General features: G+C 74.1%; 23 protein-coding genes. 12 read left to right on the top strand and 11 right to left on the bottom strand.

Annotated features, from left to right (window positions below; translation table 11 throughout):
- Positions 1 to 247 precede the first annotated feature (247 nt).
- Positions 248 to 1,420: an acyl-CoA dehydrogenase family protein gene (locus IE172_RS27570; RefSeq protein ID WP_190100032.1), complete on the top strand. Its 1,173-nt coding sequence runs from the start codon at positions 248 to 250 to the stop codon at positions 1,418 to 1,420.
- A 171-nt stretch (positions 1,421 to 1,591) separates the two neighbouring features.
- Here the strand turns inward: IE172_RS27570 and IE172_RS27565 are convergent, their stop codons facing one another.
- Complete coding sequence (locus IE172_RS27565) at positions 1,592 to 2,026, bottom strand: hypothetical protein (RefSeq protein ID WP_190100031.1); 435 nt, start codon at positions 2,024 to 2,026, stop codon at positions 1,592 to 1,594.
- Between the two features lie 216 nt (positions 2,027 to 2,242).
- Between IE172_RS27565 and IE172_RS27560 the strand changes: the two genes are divergently transcribed.
- From IE172_RS27560 to fxsA, 4 genes are all read left to right on the top strand, one after another.
- Positions 2,243 to 2,683: an Lrp/AsnC family transcriptional regulator gene (locus IE172_RS27560; protein WP_037936543.1), complete on the top strand. Its 441-nt coding sequence runs from the start codon at positions 2,243 to 2,245 to the stop codon at positions 2,681 to 2,683.
- A gap of 185 nt (positions 2,684 to 2,868) precedes the next feature.
- Complete coding sequence (locus IE172_RS27555) at positions 2,869 to 4,473, top strand: amidohydrolase (RefSeq protein ID WP_190100030.1); 1,605 nt, start codon at positions 2,869 to 2,871, stop codon at positions 4,471 to 4,473.
- 549 nt (positions 4,474 to 5,022) lie between these two features.
- Positions 5,023 to 5,874, top strand: a complete 852-nt coding sequence (locus IE172_RS27550; RefSeq protein WP_190100029.1) for a polyprenol monophosphomannose synthase — start codon at positions 5,023 to 5,025, stop codon at positions 5,872 to 5,874.
- A 72-nt stretch (positions 5,875 to 5,946) separates the two neighbouring features.
- Positions 5,947 to 6,531, top strand: a complete 585-nt coding sequence (gene fxsA, locus IE172_RS27545; RefSeq protein ID WP_190100028.1) for an FxsA family membrane protein — start codon at positions 5,947 to 5,949, stop codon at positions 6,529 to 6,531.
- A 115-nt stretch (positions 6,532 to 6,646) separates the two neighbouring features.
- Here the strand turns inward: fxsA and IE172_RS27540 are convergent, their stop codons facing one another.
- The 4 genes from IE172_RS27540 to yczE form a co-directional block, all read right to left on the bottom strand.
- The gene (locus IE172_RS27540) at positions 6,647 to 7,021 is read right to left on the bottom strand and encodes an RNA polymerase-binding protein RbpA (RefSeq protein ID WP_003977404.1); all 375 of its coding nucleotides are present in this window, start codon (positions 7,019 to 7,021) and stop codon (positions 6,647 to 6,649) included.
- Between the two features lie 277 nt (positions 7,022 to 7,298).
- Positions 7,299 to 8,654 (bottom strand): MFS transporter, encoded by a 1,356-nt coding sequence (locus IE172_RS27535; protein WP_190100027.1) that lies wholly within the window; start codon positions 8,652 to 8,654, stop codon positions 7,299 to 7,301.
- A gap of 49 nt (positions 8,655 to 8,703) precedes the next feature.
- Complete coding sequence (locus IE172_RS27530) at positions 8,704 to 9,471, bottom strand: glycerophosphodiester phosphodiesterase family protein (protein WP_190100026.1); 768 nt, start codon at positions 9,469 to 9,471, stop codon at positions 8,704 to 8,706.
- Positions 9,468 to 10,166, bottom strand: a complete 699-nt coding sequence (gene yczE / locus IE172_RS27525) for a membrane protein YczE (RefSeq protein ID WP_190100025.1) — start codon at positions 10,164 to 10,166, stop codon at positions 9,468 to 9,470. Before yczE ends, IE172_RS27530 begins: the two co-directional genes overlap by 4 nt.
- Before the next feature lie 64 nt (positions 10,167 to 10,230).
- Between yczE and IE172_RS27520 the strand changes: the two genes are divergently transcribed.
- Positions 10,231 to 11,730, top strand: coding sequence for an SCO1417 family PLP biosynthesis transcription factor (locus tag IE172_RS27520; protein ID WP_190100024.1), 1,500 nt, complete (start codon positions 10,231 to 10,233; stop codon positions 11,728 to 11,730).
- 46 nt (positions 11,731 to 11,776) lie between these two features.
- Here the strand turns inward: IE172_RS27520 and IE172_RS27515 are convergent, their stop codons facing one another.
- Together IE172_RS27515 and IE172_RS27510 are read right to left on the bottom strand one after the other, a co-directional pair.
- Positions 11,777 to 13,501 (bottom strand): P-loop NTPase family protein, encoded by a 1,725-nt coding sequence (locus IE172_RS27515; protein WP_190100023.1) that lies wholly within the window; start codon positions 13,499 to 13,501, stop codon positions 11,777 to 11,779.
- Positions 13,502 to 13,551: 50 nt separating this feature from the next.
- On the bottom strand, positions 13,552 to 13,746 hold the full coding sequence (locus IE172_RS27510; RefSeq protein WP_030832645.1) for a hypothetical protein: 195 nt from the start codon (positions 13,744 to 13,746) through the stop codon (positions 13,552 to 13,554).
- Between the two features lie 262 nt (positions 13,747 to 14,008).
- On the opposite strand from IE172_RS27510, the gene IE172_RS27505 reads away from it, so the two are divergent.
- Complete coding sequence (locus tag IE172_RS27505; protein ID WP_190100022.1) at positions 14,009 to 14,401, top strand: ankyrin repeat domain-containing protein; 393 nt, start codon at positions 14,009 to 14,011, stop codon at positions 14,399 to 14,401.
- A gap of 300 nt (positions 14,402 to 14,701) precedes the next feature.
- Entirely contained in the window at positions 14,702 to 16,120 is a 1,419-nt protein-coding gene (locus tag IE172_RS27500; RefSeq protein ID WP_190100021.1) for a HEAT repeat domain-containing protein, read from the top strand.
- Positions 16,121 to 16,389: 269 nt separating this feature from the next.
- Here the strand turns inward: IE172_RS27500 and IE172_RS27495 are convergent, their stop codons facing one another.
- The 4 genes from IE172_RS27495 to IE172_RS27480 are packed head-to-tail and all read right to left on the bottom strand — an operon-like array spanning position 16,390 to position 19,567.
- Complete coding sequence (locus IE172_RS27495; protein ID WP_190100020.1) at positions 16,390 to 17,298, bottom strand: 5-oxoprolinase subunit C family protein; 909 nt, start codon at positions 17,296 to 17,298, stop codon at positions 16,390 to 16,392.
- Complete coding sequence (locus tag IE172_RS27490) at positions 17,295 to 17,924, bottom strand: 5-oxoprolinase subunit B family protein (RefSeq protein ID WP_190100019.1); 630 nt, start codon at positions 17,922 to 17,924, stop codon at positions 17,295 to 17,297. The genes IE172_RS27495 and IE172_RS27490 overlap by 4 nt, the downstream gene beginning before the upstream one ends.
- Complete coding sequence (locus IE172_RS27485) at positions 17,921 to 18,679, bottom strand: LamB/YcsF family protein (RefSeq protein ID WP_190100018.1); 759 nt, start codon at positions 18,677 to 18,679, stop codon at positions 17,921 to 17,923. Before IE172_RS27485 ends, IE172_RS27490 begins: the two co-directional genes overlap by 4 nt.
- Before the next feature lie 39 nt (positions 18,680 to 18,718).
- A complete protein-coding gene (locus IE172_RS27480; protein WP_190100146.1) occupies positions 18,719 to 19,567 on the bottom strand; it encodes a putative hydro-lyase in 849 nt (282 codons plus the stop codon).
- A 286-nt stretch (positions 19,568 to 19,853) separates the two neighbouring features.
- On the opposite strand from IE172_RS27480, the gene IE172_RS27475 reads away from it, so the two are divergent.
- From IE172_RS27475 to IE172_RS27460, 4 genes are all read left to right on the top strand, one after another.
- Entirely contained in the window at positions 19,854 to 20,558 is a 705-nt protein-coding gene (locus tag IE172_RS27475; protein ID WP_190100017.1) for a GntR family transcriptional regulator, read from the top strand.
- 105 nt (positions 20,559 to 20,663) lie between these two features.
- Positions 20,664 to 22,190, top strand: a complete 1,527-nt coding sequence (locus IE172_RS27470) for a hypothetical protein (RefSeq protein WP_190100016.1) — start codon at positions 20,664 to 20,666, stop codon at positions 22,188 to 22,190.
- 49 nt (positions 22,191 to 22,239) lie between these two features.
- Positions 22,240 to 23,121 (top strand): hypothetical protein, encoded by an 882-nt coding sequence (locus IE172_RS27465; protein WP_190100015.1) that lies wholly within the window; start codon positions 22,240 to 22,242, stop codon positions 23,119 to 23,121.
- Positions 23,122 to 23,156: 35 nt separating this feature from the next.
- Positions 23,157 to 26,694 (top strand): hypothetical protein (locus tag IE172_RS27460; RefSeq protein WP_190100014.1); only part of this gene is annotated, 3,538 nt, incomplete at its 3' end.

Genomic DNA, 26,694 nt, shown 5'->3' with positions numbered 1-26,694 from the left:
GATCAGCCGGTCGACGGTGCGGACGGAAAACGGGCCGGGGAACGTCTCGCGCGGTTATCCTGAAGTAAGCGGTCGTTAACTGGTGACTCCCTTCCGCCGATCGGGCATACTCACAGCGCACAGCCGCTGGTCAGCAGCTTCCGGGACCCGGGAACGCGAGCACGGCCAGGCACCGAAACGACCCCCGGCGGAGCCGCCCCCACCCAAGGCGCACGCCGTCGTGCCCCTACAGGGAGGAAGCGTCGCCATGCCCGACCGCGCCCCGCAGCCGGTGGACCGGCAACTGCCCACGGACGAGGCCAGGGATCTCATCTCGCTCGTCCGCGACATCGCCCAGCGCGAGATCGCCCCCCGCGCGGCCGAGGAGGAGGACGCCGGACGCTTCCCGCGCGAGCTCTTCACCCTCCTCTCCGAGTCCGGCCTGCTCGGACTGCCCTACGACGCCGAGTACGGCGGCGGCGAGCAGCCCTACGAGGTCTACCTCCAGGTCCTCGAAGAGCTCGCCATGGCCCGCCTCACCGTCGGGCTCGGCGTCAGCGTGCACACCCTGGCCTCCTACGCGCTCGCCGCCTTCGGATCCAAGGAGCAGCGGACCGAGCACCTGCCCGCGATGCTCGGCGGCGGTCTGCTCGGCGCCTACTGCCTCTCCGAGCCGGCCTCCGGCTCGGACGCGGCCTCGCTGCGCACCAGGGCGGTGCGCGACGGCGACGACTGGGTGATCACCGGCACCAAGGCGTGGATCACGCACGGCGGTGTCGCCGACTTCTGCACGGTCATGGCCCGCACCGGCGAGGAGGGCCCGCGCGGGATCACCGCGTTCCTGGTGCCCGGTGACGCCGAGGGGCTGAGCGCCGCCGTGCCGGAGAAGAAGATGGGCATGAAGGGCTCACCCACCGCCCAGATCCACTTCGACGGCGTCCGGGTCCCCGACACCCGGCGCGTCGGTGAGGAGGGGCAGGGCTTCGCGATCGCCCTGTCGGCACTGGACGGCGGCCGGCTCGGCATCGCCGCCTGCGCCATCGGCCTGGCCCAGGCGGCGCTCGACGAGGCGCTCGGCTACGCCGCCGAGCGGCGGCAGTTCGGGAAGCCGATCGCCGACTTCCAGGGTCTGCGCTTCATGATCGCCGACATGGCCACCCAGATCGAGGCGGGGCGCGCCCTGTACCTGGCGGCGGCCCGGCTGCGCGACGCGGGGCGGCCGTACGCCAAGCAGGCGGCCATGGCGAAGCTGCACTGCACCGACACCGCGATGCGGGTCACCACCGACGCCGTGCAGATCCTCGGCGGTTACGGCTACACCGCGGACTTCCCGGCCGAGCGGTACATGCGCGAGGCCAAGGTGCTGCAGATCGTCGAAGGCACCAACCAGATCCAGCGCATGGTCATCGCCCGCCACCTGGCGGGGCCGGAGACACGCTGAAGGAGCGGAACCCCGTGAGCCGGACCCGTGGCGGACCGCGGTGGACCTTCGGGGATCCGGCGACCGGGGTGGCAGGGGCGCATACGACCGCCATCCCGGGCGCCGGCACCGGGGCACGGCGTCGACGGCGGGGCGAGGAGGGCGGATGCGCTCCCTCGCCCCCGCGGGCGCTCAGGCGGCGTGGCGCCGCATCGACGGGACCCTGATCGGGCGCGAGCCCGGGCCGCCGACGTGCGAGAAGGGCTGGGTGCGCCAGTCGAGCCCCTGAGGGAGCGTCAACAGCAGCGCGGTGTCCTGCTCCTGCGGCTCGGCGGACTCGTCCGCGGGCCGGGCCGCGGAGGCCGGGCGGCCGGTGCCGGCGCACACCGTGAGCCCGAACGGGTTCCACGGCGAGGCGCACAGCGCGTGCTCCGGCAGGACGTCCTCGTCCGCCAGCAGGGCGATCGGCTGCGCGCAGTCCGGGCAGATCACCCGGTACATCTCGAAGGTGTCGTACGCGTCGGGCTCGTCGTCCAGGGTGTCGGACTCGAAGTGTTCCGGCTCGGGCATGACGACCGGCTGCTGCCGCTTGGACGTGGTACGACCAGGGCGCTTAAGACTCTGCATCTGGGTTCTCCCCCTCGGGCTGGGCCGTGAAGGCACTGCGGCCTCGACCACAGCAAGCACTTCCCGTCGCCCCTCGGGCGTAATCACGGGAACATCACGGAGACGGTCCAAAGGGTGTGGCGTTCGTCACATGCCGCTCGCAGGTGCCCTGCGCGGCGACCGCGGCGCTCCCACTCAGGTATCCGGGACGATCAAGCGCACTGTAGGTTCTGCGCCATGGAGGAGCTGGACCGACAGATCGTGCAGCTGCTCGTCAAGGACGGGCGGATGAGTTACACGGACCTGGGCAAGGCCACGGGCCTGTCCACGTCGGCCGTGCACCAGCGGGTGCGGCGGCTGGAACAGCGCGGTGTCATCCGCGGTTACGCCGCGGTGGTCGACCCGGAGGCCGTGGGGCTGCCCATCACGGCCTTCATCTCGGTCAAACCCTTCGACCCCAGTGCCCCCGACGACATCGCGGACCGCCTCGCCGACGTGCCCGAGATCGAGGCCTGCCACAGCGTCGCGGGCGACGAGAACTACATCCTCAAGGTGCGTGTGTCCACACCGCACGAACTGGAGGAACTCCTCGCCCGCGTACGCTCCCTGGCCGGCGTCTCGACCCGCACGACGGTCGTGCTGTCCACCCCGTACGAGGCCCGCCCGCCCCGCGTCTGACCCAGGCCGCGTCCGACCCGGACCGTGGCCGGGCGATCCCGGAACGGCGGCCGCCCGGCGGGGCGTACGGCCCGTCAGGGGTCGACGGCGGCTTCGGCCGGCGGGGCCGTCGCGGCGCGGAGGGCGTCCGCCGTGAAGCGGACCTGCGTGCCGCTCACGGGGGCCGACGCGGGAGACTGTGGGACATGAGTGAACGTACCGTCCCGCCGCACACCGTCCTGCTCCGCCGCGGAGAGGTGCACAGTCCCGCCGACCCCTTCGCGACCGCGATGGTCGTCGAGCGCGGTCAGGTCGCCTGGGTCGGCTCCGAAGGCGCCGCCGACGCCTTCGCGGACGGCGTCGACGAGGTGGTGGACCTCGACGGTGCCCTGGTCACCCCCGCGTTCACCGACGCGCACGTCCACACCACGGCCACCGGTCTCGCCCTCACCGGGCTCGACCTGTCCACCGCGCCCACGCTCGAGGCCGCACTGGCCCGCGTACGGGAGTTCGCCGCCGCCCGCCCGGACGACCGGGTCCTGCTCGGCCACGGCTGGGACGCCGCCCGCTGGCCCGGCGGCCGGGCCCCGGCCCGCGCCGAACTCGACGAGGCCACCGGCGGCAGGCCCCTCTACCTCAGCCGCATCGACGTCCACTCCGCGGTCGTCACCACCGCGCTGCTCGACCTCGTCCCGGGCGGGACCGCGCGCGAGGACCGCCCGCTCACCGGGGACGCCCACCACGCGGTGCGCGCCGCCGCCCTGGCCGCCGTCACCCCGGCCCAGCGCACCGGGGCCCAGCGTGCCGCCCTCGCCCACGCCGCCTCCCTCGGCATCGGCACGGTCCACGAGTGCGGCGGACCGGAGATCTCCTCCGAGGACGACTTCACCGGCCTGCTGCGGCTCGCCGCCGCGGAGAGCGGCCCGCGCGTGGTCGGCTACTGGGCAGAGCAGGACGTCACCAAGGCCCGGGAACTGGGCGCGACCGGCGCCGCGGGAGACCTGTTCGCCGACGGCGCCCTCGGCTCGCACACCGCGTGCCTGCACCAGCCGTACGCCGACGCCGGCCACACCGGCACCGCCCACCTGGACGCGGCCGCCGTGGCCGCCCATGTCGTCGCCTGCACCGAGGCAGGTCTCCAGGCGGGCTTCCACGCCATCGGCGACGCCGCGGTGAGCACCGTCGTCGACGGCGTGCGCGCCGCCGCCGAGAAGCTCGGCCTCGCCCGCGTCCGCGCCGCCCGGCACCGCGTCGAGCACGCCGAGATGCTCACCCCCGACACCGTCGCCGCCTTCGCCGAGCTCGGCCTGACCGCCTCCGTGCAGCCCGCCTTCGACGCCCTGTGGGGCGGGGAGGAGGGCATGTACGCCCAGCGCCTGGGCCGGGAGCGGGCCCGCTCCCTGAACCCGTTCGCGGCGCTGCTGCGCGCCGGTGTGCCGCTCGCCTTCGGATCCGACAGCCCGGTCACCCCGCTCGACCCCTGGGGCACCGTCCGGGCCGCGGCCTTCCACCACACCCCGGAGCACCGCGTCTCCGTCCGCGCCGCCTTCACCGCCCACACGCGCGGCGGCTGGCGGGCCGTCGGACGCGACGACGCGGGTGTCCTGGTGCCGGGCGCGCCCGCCGACTACGCCGTCTGGCGTACCGGTGAACTCGTCGTCCAGGCGCCGGACGACCGGGTGGCCCGCTGGTCCACCGACCCCCGCTCCGGCACCCCGGGCCTGCCCGACCTCACTCCGGGCCGTGACCTGCCCGTCTGCCTGCGCACGGTGGTCGGCGGCCGCACCGTCTTCGTACGGCCGGGCGAGTGATCTACGACGCGGGCGCGGTGGCGATCATGTACCGCGCCCTCGTCTCGCGACCTGCGCATCCTCGCCGCTGACCAGGCCTTTGAACCGCAATACGCAGGTCAAACGACTGTTGACAGGCGGCGGCAGGGGGCCGGTAGGTTCGGCCGGGTCCACCACCGGACGCCCGCTCGGAGAACTTCCGGCCACTCGTGTCAGCGCCGCTGGGTCAGGGACGGTGTGCCGCACCGGGGCACCGCCACTGGGAGCCAGGCTCAGCGCCGGCGCAGTACCGAGGGAAGGTTCCAGCCGGTCGGGGAGGTGCGACCCCGGGTGGGGCCCGGGCGCTCAGTAGACAACGGCTTCAGGTCGATCCGCAGCCGGCGGATCCCAGGCCGGCCCGAAGGGCGCCGGGCCCCCATCCGCCGCCGTACCCGCCCCGGAACACGGCTCAGAAGCGGATCGCTACCCGATCTTCGGAAAACGACACCACCATACGAACGTCCTGTCGCCTCGGCGCAGGTCCCGGCGACTATGGTGGGACCCTGCGCACAGGAGATGAAGGGGCCAGCAGTGGAAGACGGCGACGGGACCCCCGAGGCGGGATCCCAGGGGCGGAACTTCGGCCCGCTCGGCAGGGCTCTGGTGATCATTCCGACCTACAACGAGGCGGAGAACATCAAGGCCGTCGTCGGCCGGGTGCGCAAGGCCGTCCCCGAGGCACACGTGCTCGTGGCCGACGACAACAGCCCCGACGGCACCGGCGAACTCGCCGACGAACTGGCCGCCGCGGACGACCACGTGCAGGTGCTGCACCGCAAGGGCAAGGAAGGCCTGGGCGCGGCCTACCTCGCGGGTTTCCGCTGGGGCATGGAGCACGGCTACGACGTCCTGGTCGAGATGGACGCCGACGGCTCCCACCAGCCCGAGGAACTGCCCCGCCTGCTGACCGCGCTCAAGGGCGCCGACCTGGTGCTCGGTTCCCGCTGGGTGCCGGGCGGCCGGGTGGTGAACTGGCCGAAGTCCCGCGAGTTCATCTCGCGCGGCGGCAGCCTCTACTCGCGCGTGGCGCTCGATCTGCCGCTGCGTGACATCACCGGCGGGTTCCGTGCCTTCCGGGCCGAGACCCTGACGGGTCTGGGCCTCGAGGACGTGGCCTCCCAGGGCTACTGCTTCCAGGTCGACCTGGCCCGCCGCGCGGTCAAGGCCGGCTACCACGTCGTCGAGGTGCCCATCACCTTCGTCGAGCGCGAGCTCGGTGATTCCAAGATGAGCCGCGACATCCTCGTCGAGGCGCTGTGGCGGGTCACCGCGTGGGGCGTGGGGGAGCGCGTGGGCAAGGTCCTGGGACGCGGCGACGACAAGCAGCCCGCCCCCGGCGACGACAAGCAGCCCGCCCCCGGCGTCAGGCAGCCCGGGGCGTAGGCGTACGCCGCGCCGGCGGGGCCTCACCCCGCGCTTATCCCGCCCTGAGCCGTCCCCAGGCACACTGGGGGTATGACGACTGGCGCTCAGACCCCGCATCCCGTCCGGCCCCGGCGCTCCCGGCTGCGCGGCATCCTGCCGCTGGCCGTCGCCGCGTGGCTCGTACTGGAGATCTGGCTGCTGACGGTGGTGGCCGGGGCGTCGAACGGTTTCGTGGCCTTCCTGATCCTGGTGGGCGGCGTCGTCCTCGGCTCCGTCGTCATCAAGCGGGCCGGCCGGCGGGCCTTCAGGAACCTCACCGAGACGCTGCAACAGCAGCAGAGCGGCACGGCGATGTCGGAGCCCCGCCCCAACAGCGAGGGCAACGGCCTGATGATGCTGGGCGGCCTGCTGCTGATCATCCCCGGTCTCGTCTCGGACGCGCTCGGACTCCTCCTGCTGGTGCCGCCGGTCCAGAAGGCCGTCAGCCGCTACGCCGAGCGCACCTTCGAGCGCAAGCTCCGGGAAGCGGGGAACGGCTCCCTGGGCGGCGCCTTCCAGCAGGTCCGCATCCACCGGCCCGACGGCAAGGTCGTCCAGGGCGAGGTCATCCGCGACGAACCCGCGCGCACTCCCGGCGACACCCCGCAGGGCCCGCCCCCGCCGCTGACGCGGTAGGGCGCCCGGGCCGCCCGCCGGCGGAAGCGGACACGGACAGGACCGTGGGCGCCGTACTCGTACGGCGCCCACGGTCCTGTTCTGCTTTGTGTGTTGTCGCCCGGCTCCGCCGGGATCAAGCCGACTTTCGGCTGTCCCGGGGGTGTACCGCGATGTTCATCGCACCGGAGCGCAGAACGGCGAGACGCTCCTCGAGGACCTCTTCGAGTTCCTCTCGGGTGCGCCGCTCCATCAGCATGTCCCAATGCGTACGCGCGGGCTTGGCCTTCTTCTCCTCGGGGCCGTCGCCGTCCACCAGGAGTGCCTGGGCACCGCAGACCTTGCACTCCCACTCCGGCGGGATCTCCGCCTCGACCGAGAAGGGCATCTCGAAGCGGTGCCCCTTCTCGCATGCGTACTCCACGGCCTGGCGCGGAGCCAGGTCGATGCCGCGGTCCGTCTCGTAGCTGGTCACCACGAGGCGCGTGCCGCGAAGAGCTCGCTCACTCATGAATCGTGCCTCCCGGGCTTGTCGCCCACAGGACAGGTGTCGCTGTCGTCGTCATCCGGTCAACGTCCGGTCGGCGGTAAAGATTCCCGTTCCGGGTCCCGTCCCGGGTCTGCGTCGCCGTCGTAGCCGCAGCCTTGTCAACCATTGCAGTACCCACCGACGCCCGGATTGTCACATCTACTCGCAGATGTGACACAGCGTTTCGGCATCTTTGACGCGCAGTAACGGTACGCCTGGCAGGCCAAACGCGTACACTACCGCCCTTTCGCGTCGAGTGCTAAATCCGTTCGGGAACGGGGTTGCCCGCGTCGGCTATAGCCCGCCGCACCGGCACCCGGGCGAGCAGGAGGAACCCGAGGACGAAGAAGCCCACCAGGGAGATGATGGCGTCCCGGTAGCTGCCCGTGAGCTGATAGGTGAGCCCGAACAGCAGCGGCCCCAGCCAGCTCATCCCGCGATCGCTCATCTCGTACGCCGAGAAGTACTCGGCCTCCTTGCCCGGCGGCACCAGGTGGGAGAAGAGCGAGCGGGACAGCGCCTGGCTGCCGCCGAGTACCAGCCCGATGCCGGCCGCCAGCACGAAGAACCAGGCCGGCGCCCCGGCCGGCAGGAAGTACCCGGCGGCCAGGGTCAGGGTCCAGGCGACGAGGGAGCCGAGGATCGTGCGTTTGGCCCCGTACCGCCGGGCCAGCCGGCCCAGCGCCAGCGCGCCCGCCACCGCCAGCACCTGCACCAGCAGCACGGCCACGATCAGCGTCGACTGCCCGAGCCCCAGTTCCTTCGACCCGTACACCGAGGCCTGGGAGATCACCGTCTGGATGCCGTCGTTGTAGACCAGGTACGCCAGCAGGAAGGCGAGCGTCAGCGGATGCCGGCGCATGTCGCGGATGGTCGCCGCGAGCTGCCGGAACCCCGGCAGGGCGCCCTTCCCCGCCTCCCGCGCGGGGGCGCGGCGGTCGCGCAGCCGGCGCAGGGGGATCAGGGCGAAGGCTCCCCACCACAGGCCGGCCGACGCCAGACAGATGCGCACCGCCATGCCCTCGGAGACACCGAAGCTCTCGTGGCCGGTGTAGAGGACGAGGTTGAGGACCAGCACCAGGGCCCCGGCCGCGTATCCGAACGCCCAGCCGCGCGAGGAGACCGCGTCGCGCTCCTCGGGCGGTGCGATCTGCGGCAGGTAGGCGTTGTAGAGCATCATCGCCACGGACTGCGCCGCGTTGGCGACCACCAGCAGCAGACCGCCGAGCAGGTAGCGGTCCCCGTCCAGGAAGAACATGCCCGCCGTCGTGGCGGCCCCCGTGTACGCCGCGGCCGCGAGCAGCGGCTTCTTCCTCCCGGTGCGGTCGGCGGCGGCGCCCACCAGCGGCATCACCAGCACGGCCAGGATCACCGACGCGGAGATCGCGTAGGCGAAGAAGGAGCCCGCGCGTACCGGTACGCCCAGCGGGTGGACGAACCCGTCCGCGTCGGCCGCCGCCTCGGCGATCGAGGTCAGATAGGGGCCGAGGAACACGGTGACCACGCTCGTGGAGTACACGGAGCAGGCCCAGTCGTAGAAATACCAGCCGCGCTGCTGGCGCCTGAGGTCGGCGGCCTCGTCCCCCGCCGCCGACCGCACGGTGTCGGTGTCCACCCGTGCCCTCGCTTCCCCGTGAACGCGCGGAGGCGACGGCGCGGGGGTCTCAGACCCAGATGCCGCGGTCCTCCATGACCTTGCGCAGTGTGTCGATGTGATCGGTCATGATGCCATCGACCCCCAGGTCCAGGAGCCGGTGCATCCGCTCCGGCTCGTTGACGGTCCACACGTGCACCTGCAGCCCGCGCGCGTGGGCGGCCCGCACGAAACGCCGGTCGACCACCCGGACGCCCGACTGTTCCTCGGGGACCTGGGCGGCGACGGCCGACCGGCGCACCGCGGCCGGCAGTCCCCACGACCGCAGCCGCAGACCCAGCACACCCCGCGTCCCGTACGACGTGGCCAGCCGCGGGCCGGCCAGCCGCTGCGCGCGGACCACCCGCGCCTCGGAGAACGAGCCGAGGCAGACCCGGTCCCAGGAGTCGGTGCGCTCGATCAGGTCCAGCAGCGGCAGCAGGGCCGGTCCGGCCTTGACGTCGATGTTCCACCGCACCCCGGGGAACGTCTCCAGCAGCTCCTCGAAGAGCGGGACGGGCTCCTCACCGGCGACGCGCGCCCGCTCGACGTCGCGCCACGGCAGGTCCGCGATCCGGCCCGCGCCGTCCGTCACCCGGTCGAGCGTGGCGTCGTGGAAGGCGACGAGCCGGCCGTCGCGCGTGACGTGCACGTCGGTCTCGATGTACCGGTAGCCGGCTTCGACGGCGCACCGGAACTGCCGGACGGTGTTCTCCAGGCCGTCCGCCGCCCCGCCCCGGTGGGCGAAGGCGATCGGGCCGGGATGGTCGAGGTAGGGGTGGCGTATCCGCGGGGTCACGGACGCAGTATCGCTCCTCGCGGTCGACCCGCGGCGACGACCGTGCCGCCGTCGGGTGTCGGGGAGACGGCGAAGACCCGGAGGAACAACTGGGCCAGCGGCCCGATCGTCACCGCGTAGAGCAGCGTGCCCACGCCCACGGTACCGCCGAGCACGAAGCCCGTGGCCACCACCGAGACCTCGATGGCCGTGCGGACCACACGGACCGACACCCCCGTGCGCCGGTGCAGCCCGGTCATCAGCCCGTCGCGCGGCCCGGGGCCGAAGCGCGCCGCGATGTACAGCCCGGTCGCCGCCCCGTTCAGCACGATCCCCGCCGCCATCAGCGGCAGACGCACGGCCGCGCCGTGCGCCTCCGGCAGCGCGGACAGCGTCGCGTCCATCGCCGCGCCGATCACCAGCACGTTGGAGACCGTGCCCAGCCCGGGCCGCTGCCGCAGCGGGATCCACAGCAGCAGCACCGCCGCGCCCACGGCGGTCAGCACCACGCCCATCGACAGCCCCGTGCGCTCGGACAGACCCTGGTGCAGCACGTTCCACGGTTCCAGACCGAGCCCCGACCGCACCAGCAGCGCGGAGCTCGCCCCGTACAGCGCCAGCCCGGCGTAGAGCTGGAAAAGCTGACGCGTCAGATGCCGCCGGGACGAGTTCCTGGCCAAGATGTGCCCCCCTGTGGTGGAAGTGGACCGACGCATGACACCCTGTGGCTCGACTGGTCATGTCATCCATGGCCAATCCGAGGAAGGTGGACTGATTCCCATGGCGCAGTGGACCTCGGCGGTGGGTGCGGCGCAACTGGCCCGGCTGCTCGGCTCGCAGCAGGACCGCCCGGCCGGCCCGGGCGCCAGGCGTCCGCCCGCCTACCGCGCGCTCGCCGACGGCATCCGCCTGCTGGTGCTGGAGGGGCGTGTCCCCGTCGCCGCGCGGCTGCCCGCCGAGCGCGAACTGGCGCTCGCCCTGTCCGTCAGCCGCACCACCGTCGCCGCCGCCTACGAGGCACTGCGCGCCGAGGGCTTCCTGGAGTCACGGCGCGGCGCGGGGAGCTGGACCGCCGTCCCGGCCGGCAACCCGGTCCCCGCGCGAGGACTGGAACCTCTGCCGCCCGAGGCCCTGGGCTCGATGATCGACCTCGGCTGCGCGGCGCTGCCCGCCCCCGAACCGTGGCTCACCCGGGCCGTCCGGGGCGCCCTGGAGGAGCTTCCCCCGTACGCGCACACCCACGGCGACTATCCCGCCGGGCTGCCCGCCCTGCGGTCGATGATCGCGGACCGCTACACCGCGCGGGGCATCCCGACCATGCCCGAGCAGATCATGGTGACGACGGGCGCCATGGGCGCCATCGACGCCATCTGCCACCTCTTCGGCGGACACGGCGAACGCATCGCCGTCGAGTCCCCGTCCTACGCCAACATCCTCCAGCTGATGCGGGAGGCCGGCGCCCGGCTCGTCCCCGTCGCCATGGCCGAAGGGCTGACCGGCTGGGACATGGACCGCTGGCGTCAGGTGCTGCGGGAGGCCGCCCCCCGGATCGCGTACGTCGTCGCCGACTTCCACAATCCGACCGGAGCGCTCGCCGACGAGGACCAGCGGCGCCGGCTGGTGGACGCGGCACGCTCCGCGGGGACCGTGCTGATCGCCGACGAGACGATGAGCGAGCTGTGGCTCGACGCGGACGTGGAGATGCCGCGCGCGGTGTGCGCGTTCGACCCGGCGGGGTCCACGGTGATCACGGTCGGTTCGGCGAGCAAGGCCTTCTGGGCCGGGATGCGCATCGGCTGGGTCCGCGCGGCCCCCGACGTGATCCGCAGCCTCGTCGCGGCGCGCGCGTACGCCGACATGGGTACGCCCGTTCTCGAGCAACTGGCCGTGAACTGGCTGTTCGGGGCGGGCGGCTGGCAGCAGGCGGTGGAGGTGCGGCGCGCCCAGGCCCGGCAGAACCGGGACGAGCTGGTGAGCGCGGTGCGGCGGGAGCTGCCCGACTGGGAGTTCGAGGTGCCGCGGGGCGGACTCACCCTGTGGGTCCGCACCGGCGGTCTCTCCGGCTCCCGGCTGGCCGAGGCGGGGGAGCGGGTCGGTGTGCGGGTGCCGTCCGGGCCGCGCTTCGGGGTGGACGGCGCGTTCGAGGGCTACGTACGGCTGCCGTTCACCGTGGGCGGCGCGGTGGCCGACGAGGCCGCGGCACGCCTGGCGGCGGCGGCCCGCATCGTGGAGTCCGGCGGGACGACCGGCACGGACGCCCCGCGCTCCTTCGTGGCGTAGCCGGGTACCGCGCCCGGACGCGGGGCGTGTGGCCGCCGGCGGCCCGTCAGGAGGACGGCTCCGCCACCGCCGCCTGCCCGGCCGCCGGCTCGGCACCGGCGGAACCGTTGGCCGGCCGTTCCTCCGCCTCGGCGGCCACCGCCCCCGCGGGCACCTTCTCCATGGCCACCTTCTCCGGCCGCACGGACTCGGCGAGCATGACGGCGGCGTCCGCCCGTTCCGTCTCCAGCAGCTGGGGCTCCTCGTCCGCCGGGGTCGTCCGCGGCGGCAGCAGGTCCAGGACCGCCTGCCGGTGGACGTCACTGGTCGCGTCGTCGTACGGGTCCGGTGTCGCCGGGACCTGAAGGCGGTGCACCGGCCCCGCGCCCAGGCGGGCGAAGCCGCGCCCCGGCGGGACCTGGTCGACGGGCGTGGTGTGCGGAGGCGCCCCCAGGACGGTCCGGAGCTGCTCCGCCGTCGCGGGGCCGAGGACGACACGCGCGCGCGTGTGCTGCCGTACCGGGTCGATGAGGGTGTCCAGGGCGTCGAGCTGCTCGGCGACGACCACGGTGACGTTCGCCGGGCGGCCGTGCCGCAGCGGGACCTGGAGCAGGGTCTGGGGGTCCGTGCGACCGTCCGCCGCGGCCAGGTGGGTGAACGCGCTCGGCCGGTCCAGCAACAGCCACAGCGGGCGCCTGGTGTCCTCCGGCGGTGGATCGCCCGCCTGGTGGGCCCGGTTGGCGGCGATCAGCCGGCGCTCCGTCTCGTGCGCGGCCCATTCCAGGCTGGTCAGCGCGCCCGTCAGCCCGCACTCGACGGCGAGCACACCGTCCCGGCCGGTCAGACAGGCGTACTCGCCCGTGCCGCCGCCGTCGACGATCACCACGTCACCGTGGTGGAGCGCCTGCAGTGCGATGGAGCGCAGCAGGGTCGAGGTGCCGCTGCCCGGCTGGCCGGCCGCGAGCAGATGGGGCTCGGTGGAGCGGATGCCGGTGCGCCACACGACCGGGGGCACGTCGCGCTGCTCCTCGCCGTGCGCGCCGTGGGTGAGCGGCAGCGTCCGCTGCACCCGGATGGGGTCCGTGAAGCCGAGGACCGTCTCTCCCGGGGCCGTGACGAAGGGCTGCGCGGCGATGTCCGTGGGCAGCGGCGCGAGGACGCGGACCGTGAGCTGGTTGCCCTCCTCGTCCCAGACGAAGTGGTACTCGCGGCCGCGCCCCGACTTGGCGGCGACCAGGTGCTCGATCCGCGCCCGGGACTCGGGCTCGCCGTCGGTGAAGTAGGCGGGGTAGGCGATGACGAGGTGGGTGAGGCGGCCCGTGCCGTCGAACTCGTACTCGGAGAGGGACTTCTCCCAGTCACCGCCGTGGGCGTAGAGCGGTTCGGGGTCCTCGGGGGTGGAGAAGTAGGGCACCAGGGCTTCGTAGAGGTACTTCAGGCGCTGGATCTGAGTGGCGTCGGGTCCCTCCGGCACGGCGGGGCCGCGGTCCCGGCCCTGCCAGGCCGCCGCCGCCATCAGGGTGATGACGGCGAGCAGCGGACCGTACGGCGCCAGTGCCACGACCAGCACGACCGACGCCACCAGGAAGAGCAGCGCGCCCCGCCTGTCCTTGGGGGTGTCGGCCCACCTGCGCCGCCCGGCCGAGGCCAGCCGGCGCAGACCGCGCGTGATGGTGATCAGCGGGTGGAGGACATCCGTGGCGCTGTCGGCCGCCGTCCTGGCCAGCTCCCGGCTCCGGACGAGACGCGCGCTGCCGTTGCTGAGGATGCGGGGGAGGGGGCGCCGGGCCACTGCTGTCTCCAGAGGGTGCGTACGGGCGGGCGGGGCGTGGTGGGGGCGGGTCAGAACTTGAACCCGCCCAGGAGGCCGGCCAGGCTCTCGCCGCCCGCCTTGATGCTCGGGGCGATGGCCGTGCTGGCCAGGTAGAAGCCGAACAGCATCGCCACCAGAGCGTGCGACGCCTTCAGTCCGTCCTTGCGGAAGAAGATGAAGACGACGACGCCGAGCAGCACCACGCACGAAATCGAGATGATCACTTGAGCTCTCCTGGTTCGCGGGGACAGTCACCATGAGTACTTCCAGGATCACACAATGTATCTATACGATAAAAGGTGCAACTGGGTGGATTATTCGCGAAAACCCTCGGACGGGCCTGTCGTGATCTTTACCTCGGGCGGATCCGGTCATGTGCCGCGCGAGCCAGTACGCTGGCGATTCACCCGTACGGCTCTGCACCGCTCGCAGACGCCCGTTCGTTCCCCGATGCGTGAAGCATGAGCTGTGAGAGGCGGTCCGGCGATGACTGATGCCCCCGACCCCGAGGTCGTGGAGCTGGCGACCAAGATCTTCGACCTGGCCCGGCGCGGTCGGACCGAGGAACTCGTGGCCTACGTCGACGCCGGGGTCCCGGCCGATCTCACCAACGACCGGGGCGACGCGCTCGTGATGCTCGCCGCCTACCACGGCCACGCCGGGACGGTGCGCGCGCTGCTGGAGCGCGGCGCCGACGCCGACCGCGTCAACGACCGGGGCCAGACCCCACTCGCGGGAGCGGTCTTCAAGGGCGAGACCGAGGTGATCGAGGCCCTGCTGAAGGGCGGCGCCGACCCGTCCGCCGGCACCCCCTCGGCCGTCGACACGGCCCGGATGTTCCAACGCACGGAACTGCTCGAGCTGTTCGGCGAGCACTGAGCCACACGCTCCGACCAGCGCGGACACGGAAAACGGGGAGGCGGTACCGGGCCGCCGAAATTTCGGTCGCGGTGGATGTGACCGCCGGGTCATCATGACGACGTGATTCACGGACGCGATGGCTGGGCAGGTGTTGCCGCACCGCGCGGGCCGTGACGCCGGCCCGCATGGGCCACCGACGAGAGGCAGAGAGAGATGGTCTACAGCAAGCAGGAAACGGCGGGCGCCCCGACGTGTTGTCACGCGGCCAGGTAATGCACGTCCCCGGTTGCGTCGACGCTTGATGTGAGGCTGTTTCCCATGTTCGATCCGGTCATAGCGCCCAGCGGTACGCTGCTCGGCCTGCTCCAGCGGGGCCGCGGCGACGGCACGCTGCACGCGCTCACCGCTCCGCGGCCCGAAGCGCTCGCGGCGCTGAACCACTGTGTGCTGCGCGACCCGCGCCACGACTGGCAGGTGGAGAACCGCTCCCTCTACTACGCCCGCCTCTACCTCGATCTGCACGGCGAACTCGACGCGATCGAGGCCCACCTCTTCGACCCGGAGGACGTCCTCGACACCGAGGAGTCACGCACCGGGCTCGCGCTGGCCGTCCTGGGACACCTCGCCTCCTACGGCAGGCGGGACGCCCTGGCACTGCTGCGCAGGTACGCCGCCCACGGCACCAACTGGGCCTGGGCCCTGGACGAACTGGCGCTCAGGGACGACGACGCGGGCCTGCGCGCCCTCGCCGCCCCGGTACTGGCCCGGTTCGCCACCGACGCCGAGGGCGAGGCGGAGCTGGCGGCCACCGTCCGGGACGCCTTCGAACCGCGGCCGTGGCGGCTGTGGGCCGACGACCCGCGCCCGTCCGTCGCCACCCGCGTGCGCGCCGCCCAGGAGGCCGGCTGCTTCGACCGCTGGCAGCGGCAGATGCGCCCCACCGGACCGCGCCCCGGCTGGAGTGTGCGAGCGGTGTTCGAATGGGCGCAGCAGGGCGTGGAGCGCGGCGCGGCGCTCCACGTCCCGGCCGCCCGGTGCCTGTCCGCCGTGGCCGGCCCCGAGGACCGGCCCGAGATCGTCCAGGCCGCCGAGGACGGCACCGAGGGAGCCCGCTGCACCGCCCTGCGGTACCTCGCCGACAGCAACGACCCCGACGCCCTGACACTGATCGAGCGCGCCGTGGCCACCGGATCCGCGCCCGTCGTGGAGGCCGCCGTCGACGCCTTCGAACGCATGCGCAGTCTCACCGCCGTCGACCGGGCGCGCGGCTGGGCCCGCCGGCCCGACCCGCTCGGCGCCGCGGCCGGCCGGGTGCTCGCCTGCCGGGGCGGCCTCCAGGACCGCGACCCGGTCCTCGCCGCCCTCCGCGAGGCCGTACGGGGCGAGGGCCCCGACGCTCCCACCCTGTGGACCCTCGTGGACGGCGCCGGGCGCCTCGGCATCACCTGCGCCGCCCCGGTCCTGCGGCACATCTACCGCGAGACCGCCTCCTCCCACCTGCGCGGCAGGGCCGCCCGCGCCCTCGCCGCGACCGATTCCTCCTTCGGCACCGGCTTCGCCGTCGAGTGCCTGTGGGACTGCGAGGAGACCACCCGCGAGGTCGCCGCCCGGCACGCCGAGACCGGCGACACCCGGGTCGTGGACCGCCTGCGCAGGCTCGCCGCCGACCCGGCCGAGGAGGCCGAGGTCCAGACCGCCGTACGCAGCCGGATCGGCCCCGAGGAGACCGCGGTGTGACCCGCCGGCGCCCGCCCGGCGTGAACGGCGGGGCGCCCCCGGGGCCGGGTGCGCGTGTCGTCGGCACCGGGTCCTCCCTCGATGTGAACCGGCGCGGCTCACCGCAGCGGCCTGACCGCCCGGCCTCTCGCCGGCCACGACCCCGCCCTGCCACTGACGTGGGCGCGGCCGGCGGACACCGGCCGGCCTGTGCGGCACGGCCCGGGCCGGGGCGCCGCGTCGAGCCGCCGGGCGGGACGGAAGGGCGCCCCGGCCCCCCCGTCTGCGGATCACGTCCGAAGACGACGGCTGCCGCAAGCCCCGGGTCCTCGGCGGCGGCGTACGGCGACGAAGCGGACCGGGGTGCCGGGCGGGGCCTGGGCGGCGGCCGGGAGGTCGGCGCGGTGGACGACCGCGATCACCGGGTAGCCCCCGGTGGTCGGATGGTCGGCCAGGAAGACCACCGGTGTGCCGTCCGGCGGCACCTGGACCGCGCCCAGCACCATGCCCTCGCTCGGGAGTTCCCCCCGCCTCACCCGTTCCAGGGCCGGCCCGGCCGTGCGCAGTCCGATGCGGTTGCTCGCCGGCGACACGTGGTACGTCCGCGACGTGAAGAGCCGTACCGCCTCCGGGGTGAACCAGTCGTCGCGCGGGCCCGTGGTGACGCGCAGCACGAGTTCCGCCGGGGGCGCGGGCTGCGGCGCGACGTCCACGCCCGCGTGGCCCTCCCGCGGCGGTCCGAGGGGAAGCACGGCACCGGCCGTGAGAGGGGCCGGGCCGAGGCCCGAGAGCAGATCCGTGGAGCGGCTGCCGAGCACCGGCTCGACGGCGATCCCGCCGGAGACCGCCACATAGGAACGCACCCCGCGGACCACCGCCCCGGCCTCCAGCACGGAACCGGCCCGCACCCGCACCGGCGCCCCCCACGCGGCCGGGCGGCCGTCCACCGTCACCGGGCAGGGCGCACCGGTGACCGCCATCGTGACCGTCGAACGGGGGCGTACGGAACAGCCGTCCAGGGTGGTCTCCAGGACGGCGGCGTCCGGCGCGTTGCCCACGAGCCGGTTCGCGAGGGCCGCGGCGGGCCCGTCCAGCGCCCCCGAGCGGGGCACACCGAGGTGGGCGTGACCGGGGCGGCCCCGGTCCTGCACCGTGGTCAGGGCACCCGCCCGTACGACGGCGAGCGCACGGTCCGTCATGCCGCGCGCCCCGTCGCCGGCACCGGGACGAAGCGCACGCGCGTGCCCGGGGAGAGCAGCGCCGCCGGCACCCGCGCGGGGTCCCACAGCGTGAGGTCGGTCGTGCCGATCAGCCGCCAGCCCCCGGGGGACGACCGCGGGTACACACCCGTGTAGGGGCCCGCCAGAGCCACCGAACCGGCGGGGACGGCCGTGCGCGGAGTCGGCCTGCGGGGCACGTCGTAGTGCGACGGCAGACCGGTGAGATATCCGAAACCGGGAGCGAACCCGCAGAAGGCGACACGGAACTCGGCCGCCGCGTGCACACGCGCCACCTCCCGGACGGGAACACCCCAGTGCGCGGCGACGTCGGCCAGATCCGGTCCGTCGTAGCGCACCGGTATCTCGACCGTCTCCGCCGCACGCGCGGGCACCGGCGGCAGCCGCAGGGCGGCCAGTTCGGCGGCCAGCCGGCCGGGCTCGGTCACGCCGTCGAGCAGCACCGTACGGGCCGCGGGCACGATCTCACCGGCCGGCAGCGAGCCCTCCGCGCGGCGCCGCAGCAGCTCCGCGTGGAGCGCCTGCGCCTCGTCGCCGGTGGAGACCTCGACGAGCAGGGCGTCCTCACCGACGGGCAGCACCCTCATGCGAACGCCTCCACCCGGGCCCCGGCCGCCTCCAGCGCCGTACGCACCCGCCGTGCCAGGTCCACCGCGCCGGGCGTGTCCCCGTGCAGGCACAAGGAGCGCGCCCGCACCTCGATGAGCCGCCCGGACCGCGCGGTGACCTCCGCGCGGCGGGCCAGGTCCACCGAGCGCGCCACGACGGACTCCGGGTCGGTGATCACGGAACCCTCCTCACGGCGCGGCACCAACGCGCCCTCGTCGGTGTACGCCCGGTCGGCGAACGCCTCCGTGACCACCGGCAGGCCCGCCTTCCCGGCCAGTTCCAGCAGACGGGAACCGGGCAGGCCGAGCACCGGCAGCCCGGCGTCCGCCAGGACCACCCCGTCGACCACCGCGCGGGCCTGCTCCTCGTCGCGCACGACCCGGTTGTAGAGCGCTCCGTGCGGCTTGACGTACGCCACGCGGGAACCCGCCGCGCGGGCGAACACCTCCAGGGCGCCGATCTGGTAGGCGACTTCCGCCGTCAGCTCGGCCGGCGGCACGTCCATCGCGCGCCTCCCGAACCCCGCGAGGTCCCGGTAGGAGACCTGGGCGCCGATCCGCACCCCCCGCTCGGCCGCGAGCTCGCACACCCGGCGCATGGTGGCCGCGTCCCCGGCGTGGAAACCGCAGGCCACGTTGGCGCTGGTGACGACGGACAGCAGCCGCTCGTCGTCGGTGAGGCGCCAGCGGCCGAAGCCTTCGCCGAGGTCGGCGTTCAGATCGATCGGGGTCATGGGTTCCTCGCTTCTCCTGTTCGTGCTCGGGCGGGTCCGTCACACCACCACGCGGAACTGCTCGTCCCGGGCGTCGCTGAGGAACATCTGTCCCGGTGCGTGCGTGATGGCGAACGGCGGGCGGGAGGCCATGACGGCGGCCTGCGGGGTGACTCCGCAGGCCCAGAACACCGGGATGTCGTCCGGCTCGAAGTCCACCGCATCGCCGAAGTCCGGTCGGCCGAGGTCGTCGATGCCCAGCCCGAAGGGGTCCCCGCAGTGCACGGGACCCCCGTGCACCGCGGGCAGCAGGCTGCTCTCCCGGATCGCGGCGGACAGCCGCCCGGGCGGTACCGGGCGCATCGACACCACCATCGGACCGCTCAGGCGCCCCGCCGGGCGGCACTGCCAACTCGTCACGTACATGGGGACGTTGCGGCCCTGCTCGAGGTGCCGGACCGGGACCCCCGCCGCTGTCAGCGCCCATTCGAACGTGAAGCTGCAGCCGATGAGGAACGACACCAGGTCGCCGCGCCAGTGCGCCCGTACGTCCGTCGGCTCGTCCACCAGCTCGCCGTGCTCCCACACCCGGTAGCGCGGCAGATCGGTGCGCAGGTCGGCGTCCGCGGCGAGTACGGTGGCCGGCGAACCGGCGTCGGTGACGTCCAGGACCGGACACGGCTTGGGATTGCGCTGGCAGAACAGCAGCATGTCGTACGCCCAGTCGGCCGGCACCGACACGAGGTTGGCCTGTGTGTGCCCCGTGGCCACTCCGGCCGTGGGACCCGCCAGACCTTCCCGGAAGCGGGCACGCGCCGCGCGCGGACTCCACTCACGCGCGTGCTCGTCGGTGAGGGCCACCGGGCGGTCGGGCACGACGGTGGGCGTGCGGTCGTCGGTGGGCCTCACCCGAGTTCCCTCCCGCACGTCTCCGGCCGGCCCCGGCAGTGCCAGGGCCGCGATGCCGTTCCCGAACGCCCCGTCTCCGTGCGGGAGTACGGGCGCCGCGGGGCGTTCCTCGTCGGTCGGGGCCTTCGGTGGAGGGGTCGCGCTCATGGGCACCTCGCAGAGGGAGGACGAAGGGTGCGGGAGGAGACGAGCCGTGCCGTGCCGTGCGCAGCAAGGTAGAGGATCGTTGAACGATCCTTCAATACCCCCGTTGTCTCGTCCTTCCGGGTGCGGTTGAATTCCGGGCATGACGGAGCAGCTGAGCGGACTGGCCGAGGACCGCGCCCTGTTGGGCCGCACCAGCACCGCCGAGCGGGTCGCGGACATCCTCAGGAGCCGGATCGCCGAGGGGTACTTCCCCCCGGGGACCCGCCTGTCGGAGGACGGCATCGGCGGCGCTCTCGGCGTCTCGCGCAACACGCTGCGCGAGGCGTTCCGGCTGCTCACCCACGAGCGGCTGCTCGTCCACGAGCTGAACCGGGGCGTGTTCGTGCGGGTCCTGACCGTCGAGGACGTCGAGGACATATACCGCACCCGCAGGCTCGTCGAGTGCGCGGTCGTGCGCGGCCTCGGCGACCCGCCCTACCCGCTCGACGGACTCGCCGGGGCGGTGGAACGAGGGCGCCGGGCGGCGCGCGAAGGTGACTGGAAAGGTGTGGGCACGGCCAACATCCACTTCCACCGGGAACTGGTGGCGCTGGCCGGCGGCGAGCGCACCGACGAGCTGATGCGCAGCGTCTTCGCCGAACTCCGCCTCGCCTTCCACGTGGTGGACGAGCCCCGGAAGCTCCACGAACCGTACATCGCACGAAATGTCGAGATCCTGGACGCCCTCCGGGCCGGTGACCGCGAACGGGCCGAGCACCTGCTCGCGGCCTACCTCGACGTCTCGCTGGAGCGGGTGCTGGAGGTGTACCGGCGCAGGGTGGGGGAGGACGGACAGGGCGGCTGAAACCGGCCCCCGGCCGGGCGCGGGGCCACGGTGCGACAACCGTGACGCCGGACCCCATCTGCCTCGTTTGGGTCCTTGTCAGACCGAGGACCTAGTCTGTGCACCGTGACTTCGCCTGCATCGACGGACAGCGTTCCGCCCCAGCTCAGCGCGGGGCCGCGGCCCGCGCCGGGCCCGGCCGCCGACGAGGGTCTGGCGCGGCGGCTGCGCGCGCTCGCCTGCACCGCGCCGCTGCACGACCTCGACGCGCGCAAGGCCAACCTGGCCGGCGAGTACTCGGTCTACGGCATGGCGGAGATCGCCCTCGCGGGCATCGACCTCGTCACCCTGAACATGGACTTCGACACGGGCGCCGACCACGACCAGATAGTGGCCCGGCTCATCCCGCGCATCGCCGCCCAGGCCCCGCGCCGGCCCGCCGGCGAGCACGAGCGGGTGGCCCGCTGGGTCCTGGAGAACCTGATCAACGTCGGCAGCGTCGACCGCGGCTTCCGCGCGGTGTACGGCGTGTTCGGGGCGGACGGCAGCTATGTGCGCCGCGACTACGACTTCAAGCTCATCGAAGAGGTCCCCGGCCCCGGCGGCACCGTGTACCTGCGGACCACGGACGAGGCGGTCAACGTCCTGGTCGGCGCCCTGGACACCGATGTCACCAGCGCGCAGATCGCCGCCGAGGTCAAGCTCGAGGTGCTGATCAGCCGGGGCCGGCTCGCCGACGCCCAGCTCGCCGCCGAGCAGGCCCGCTACCGGACCGTGCAGTACTCCGAGACCCTCCGCCGCGCCCTGGACGCCACCCGGCGCAACGTCCGCGCGGTGGACTGGCTCAGCACCGTGCCCGACATGATCGCCGAGGCCCTCGACCACGTGGCGGACCGCTACCGCCACGAGAACGCGATCCTCACCAACATCCGCAAGGCCCGTGACGAGTCCGAGGACCCCGAGCACAAGCGCCGCGCGGCCGAGCTGGTGGACATCGTCAAGGACTGCATCCGGCGCCACACCCAGCTCCAGTCCCGGCTGCTGGAGGCCGGCCCGCTGTTCCGCGCCGAACAGGACCGGCAGGCCTTCGCCACCCCCGCCGCGGCCGCCGGCACCGACCTGTACGGCCAGCTCCTGGCACCCCTGCTGCCGCTGCCCGTGGAGCGGGCGTCCCGGGTCACCGACGCCTTCTTCGCCCACGGCACCGGACTGCGCACCCCGGTGTCCGTCCGGATCGCCGACCTCGTCGACATCCTGCTGACACCCCCCGTGGAGCGGGAACACCTCGGCGCCGAGATGCCGGAACCGGACCTGATCGCCACCCCCGACGACAGCCGCTTCAGCGAGGAACAGCTGGCGGCCGCCACCGAACTGCTGGACCTCCCGGCCGACGCGCCACGCCGGCTGTCCGGCCTGCTCGCCGAAGCCCGCCGCCGGGACCCCGAACTGCCCTACCTCGTCGCCCTCCTGGCCGTCCACGCCGCCAGCCCGCCGGTCGGCACCGCCTACCGCCAGGGCGAACGGAAACTGCTGTTCGCCGTGGACGACGGCACCGAGCTCGACGACCCCGAGTTCGGCGGCGCCGACCTCGTCGTCGGCACCGCCCTGCTCGACGCCGCGGGCATGGCCGCGGACCGGACGGAGGCGGCATGACCGCGGCAGCAGCGCGAACCGAGGCAACCCGGAGCAAGGAGTCCCGACCGTGACCGAGTACGTCGAGTGGAGTGAAGAGGAGGCCGCGGCCCCACCGGCGAGCACCGCCGTCACGCCCGCCGACGCCGCCGACGCGGCCCGGCTCGTCGCCTTCGGCCTCCAGCCCAAGCTCCAGCCCGCCCGCGACCAGGAGTACGCCGACCTGCTGCGCCGCTACCGCGAGGACCCGCCCTTCGCGCGACTGGCCGACGCCGTCGCCACCGGCCTGGGGCTGATCGTCCTGGAGGTGTCCCCGCGCGCCGGCATGGCCGTCACCGCCGCCGAGGACTCCGTCTTCGCCGTCCGCATGGGCGACTACGCGCGCCGCACCTCCGCCGACGGCGGCGACCGCTTCCTGCACGGCCTCGCCCACCTCGCCGTCGCCGCCATGGCCTTCCCCCGCCCCGAGGACCTCGCCGACGACGGATACATCGGCCGCGTCACGGTCAACGGCGTCGACGCCTTCGTCCGCCAGGCATGCCACCGCCTCGAGGAGCGCGCAGCGCGGCAGGGCGAGAACACCGACCCGGCCAGCGACGCCCCCGGCCTGGAGGCCGCCTGGCGGATCTGGGCCAGACGCAGCGCCACCGGCGCCACCAAGGACGCGCGCCGCCTCGCGGGCTCCACCACCGGCATCGTCGCCAAGGCCGTCACCTTCCTCACCGACTCCGGCTTCCTCCAGCGGACCGGCGACGACAACGGCGGCACCTACCGCACCACCGCCCGCTACCAGCTCCAGGTCCGCGACATGGCGGGCGGCGCGGCCATGGCCGAACTGCTGGAACTGGGCGTCGTCCCCGTCACCGACGGCACGCCCACCCTGCTGCCGCCCGAGGACACCGACGACCTGGAACTGGCCGCCGACGCCGGCCTGCCGTTCCACTCCGCCTGACCCCCCCACCTCACGAAGCCTCACGAGAGTCCGCCATGTACGAGCTGTCCCGGGTCCGCCTCTACTCCATCGGGCCTGCCGGTGCGCGCTACGCCGACACCGTTCTCGACCTGCGCGGTGTCGGCGGGGTGGTGCCGGACCCCGCCCCGACGCAGGCGGAGTTCTTCGAGGAGGAACCCGTCGGCCCGCCGCGCCGGCCCGCCCCCGCCGGGGTGCTCTTCCTGGAGAACGGCGGCGGGAAGTCCGTCCTGCTCAAACTGATCTTCTCCGTGATGCTCCCGGGCCACCGCAACACCCTCGGCGGCGCCAGCTCCGGCGTGCTGCGCAAATTCCTGCTCGCCGACGACTGCGGCCACGTGGCGCTGGAGTGGCAGCACGTGCAGACCGGCGAGTGCGTCGTCGTCGGCAAGGTCAGCGAGTGGCGGGGCCGCCAGGTCTCCGGCGACCCGCGGAAGTTCGCCGAGGCCTGGTACTCGCTGCGCCCCGGCCCCGGCCTCGGCCTCGACAACCTCCCCGTCGCCGAGTCCACCGCCGTACGGCCCTCCGCCGAGGGCCAGTCGGGCGCCCGCGGACGGCGCCGCACCATGAAGGGCTTCCGCGACGCCCTGACCGAGGCCGGCAAGACCTACCCGCACCTGGAGGTCCACTGGGAGGAGATCCACGAACGCTGGACCGAACACCTCGGCGAGCTCGGACTCGACCCCGAACTCTTCCGCTACCAGCGGGAGATGAACGCCGACGAGGGTGAGGCCGCCGGCCTCTTCGCGGTCAAGAAGGACTCCGACTTCACCGACCTGCTGCTGCGCGCCGTCACCGACACCCGCGACACCGACGGACTCGCCGACCTGGTCAGCGGTTTCGGCAACAAACTGGGCCGCCGCGCCGAACTGATGGCCGAACGCGACTTCACCGCCGGATCCGTCGACCTGCTCGGCCGGATCGTGGAGGTCGCCGAGACCCGCACCCGCGCACGGGAGATCCACACCGCGGCCGAGCGCCGCACCCGCACCCTGGCCCGCCGGCTCACCGCACGCGGCGCCCGGGAACGCGTCCGCGCCGCCGACCTGGCCCAGCGCGTCACCGAGGCCGCGCACGCCGTCACCCACGCCGAGTCCGCGCGCGAGCACAGCGCGCTGATCTCCGCCGAACTCGCCTACCGGCACGCCTCCCTGGCGCTCGCCGCCGCGGAGAAGTCCGCCGCCGCGCAGAAGCGCGAACTCGCCGACGCGCGCACCCTGTACTCGGCCTGGCAGGCCGCCGAGGCCGTACTGCGCCACCGCGCCGCCGCCGACCGCGTGGCCAGGGTCTCCGCCGCGATCCAGGAAGCGGAACGGGACGCGGCACCGGCGCTCGCGGCCCGCGCCAAGGCCGCCGTCGACCTGGTCCGCGCCCTGCACGCGGCCGCGCGGAACGCCGAGAACCTCGCCAACGAACAGGAGGAGCGGTCCGCCGCCCTCCAGGAGGTCAGCGACGGCGCCTACCGCGACTCCACCGCCGCCGCCACCGAGGCACAGCGGGCCCGCAGCGAGATCGGTCACCTGCGGCAGCGGCTCACCGAGGTCGAACAGGAGACCGCGGAGGCGGTACGGGCCGGCTGGCTCGACGACAGCGCCCCCGACGCCGACCCCGCCCGGGCTGCCCTCGCCGCCAGCGACGCCGAGAAGGCGGCGGTCGCCGCCTGGGACACCGCCCGCGAGACGTCCGGCCGGGCCACCGAACACGCGCGGGAGGCGGCCGCCGCCGAGAGCCGCGCCGAACTCACCGCGGCCCGCGCGGCCGACGCGGCCACGGCGGCCGAACGCGCCCACGAGGGCGAGCGCCGCACGGCCGAAGCGCTGGCCGCCGAGCAGCGGCTGGCGGACCTGCTGAGCCTGCCGGGAGCCTCCGGCGGACGGCGGGCCGGCGTACCGGCGCCGCGCACCGAGGACGACGCCCCGGGCGCCACCGGCGAGGGCGCCCTGACCGCGGAGGAACTCGACCGCTTCGCCGACGAACTGCGCGAACTGCTCGACGACGCCGTCTCCTCCGCCGAACGGCAGCTGTTCGACCTGCGCACCGCCGCCGCGGACGACGCCCGGATCCTCGGCGCCCTCGGTGACGGCGGCCTGCTCCCGCCCGGCCCGGACGTGCTGGCCGCCGTCGAGTTCCTCGGCGAGCACGGCATCCCCGCCCTGCCGGGATGGCGCTACCTCGCCCAGGCCGTCGACCCGGCCGACCACGCGCGTGTCCTCGCCGCCCGCCCCGAACTGGTCGACGGCGTCATCATCACCGACCCCGGCTCCCACCTCCGCGCCCGTGAGGCGCTGAGCGACGCCGCCCTGCTGCCCCGGTCCGCCGTCGCCGTCGGTACGGCCGCCGCCCTGCTCGCCCCCACGCCGGCACCCGGCACGGACAGCGGCGAGGTGTTCCTCGTACCGCCGAACCCGGCCATGCACGACGAGCACGCCGCCGACGAGGAGCGGCAGACACTGCGCGCCCGGGCCACCGAACGGGACGAGGAGATCCGCTCCCTGGCCGCCCGGCTCGGCAAGGACCGGGAACTGGCCGCCCGGCTGACCTCCTGGCGCACCGGCTGCCCCGCCGGACGGCTCACCGAACTGGCCGGGGCGGCGCACGAGGCACGCGCCTTCGCCGAGGAGGCGGAGGCCGAACTGGCCGAGGCACGCACCGTGCGCGCGGAAGCCGAGGAGACGGCCGTCGAGGCCACCCGGGTCCGCGACGAGCGCCAGGAGGCCGCGCAGAAGGCCAGGCGCGCGGCCGACGCCCTCGCGGGACTCGCCTTCCGGCTGCGCGAACGGGCCGGCTGGCAGGTCAAGCTGCGCGAACTGGCCGACGACGCGAGCGAGTCGGAGGCACGCGCCCAGACCTGCCTGGACCGGGCACGCGCCGCCGACGAGGACCGGCGCGGCGCCCAGCGCGCGGCGGACGACGCCCGGCGCACCGCCCGCGCCCTGCGCGCCGAGCGCTCCGAGATCGCGGGCGCCCCCGACGACGTGCCCGAGGACGGCACGCAGACCCCGCAGGCGTCGCTGCCCGCTCTGCGCGAGGCGTACCGTGCCGCGTCGCAGGTCTACGAGAAGGTGGGCGTCGGCGCCGATCTGCGCGCCGAACAGGCCCGCGCGGAGAGCGACGAGAGTGCCGCCCGCGCCGAGCTGGACCGGCTCAGCAACAAGGTCCGCACGCGCGCGGAGCTGCTGCTGCAGTCGCCCGACGGCTCCGACGGGCCCAGCCGGCAGGCTGCCGCGGCCCGCGCCGAGGAACTGGTACAGATCCTGGAGACCCGGATGTCCGGCGCGAGCGAGCAGCTCGGCCGGCTGCGGGGCGAGGCCGAGCGGCTCGCGCCCGACGACGGCGAGGCGCACACCGCGCTCCCCGACGAGCTGGCCCCCGCCGACGCCGGACACGCACAGGCGCTGCTGCGCACCGCGACCGCCGAACTGTCCGCCCACAGCGAGGCGTTGCGCCAGGCCCGGGAAGCCCACACCGACCTCCTCGACGCCCACCGGTCCGCCGAGGACGCGGCCGGCGGCTTCGACGAGATCGCCGCCATGCTCCGCGACCTGCTGCGCGAAC

It is taken from the genome of Streptomyces griseoflavus (assembly GCF_014649995.1).
GTDB classification, from domain to species: Bacteria; Actinomycetota; Actinomycetes; order Streptomycetales; family Streptomycetaceae; genus Streptomyces; species Streptomyces griseoflavus.
The sequence above is the reverse complement of the archived record's forward strand: the minus strand, read 5'-3'. Positions and strand labels throughout refer to the sequence as shown.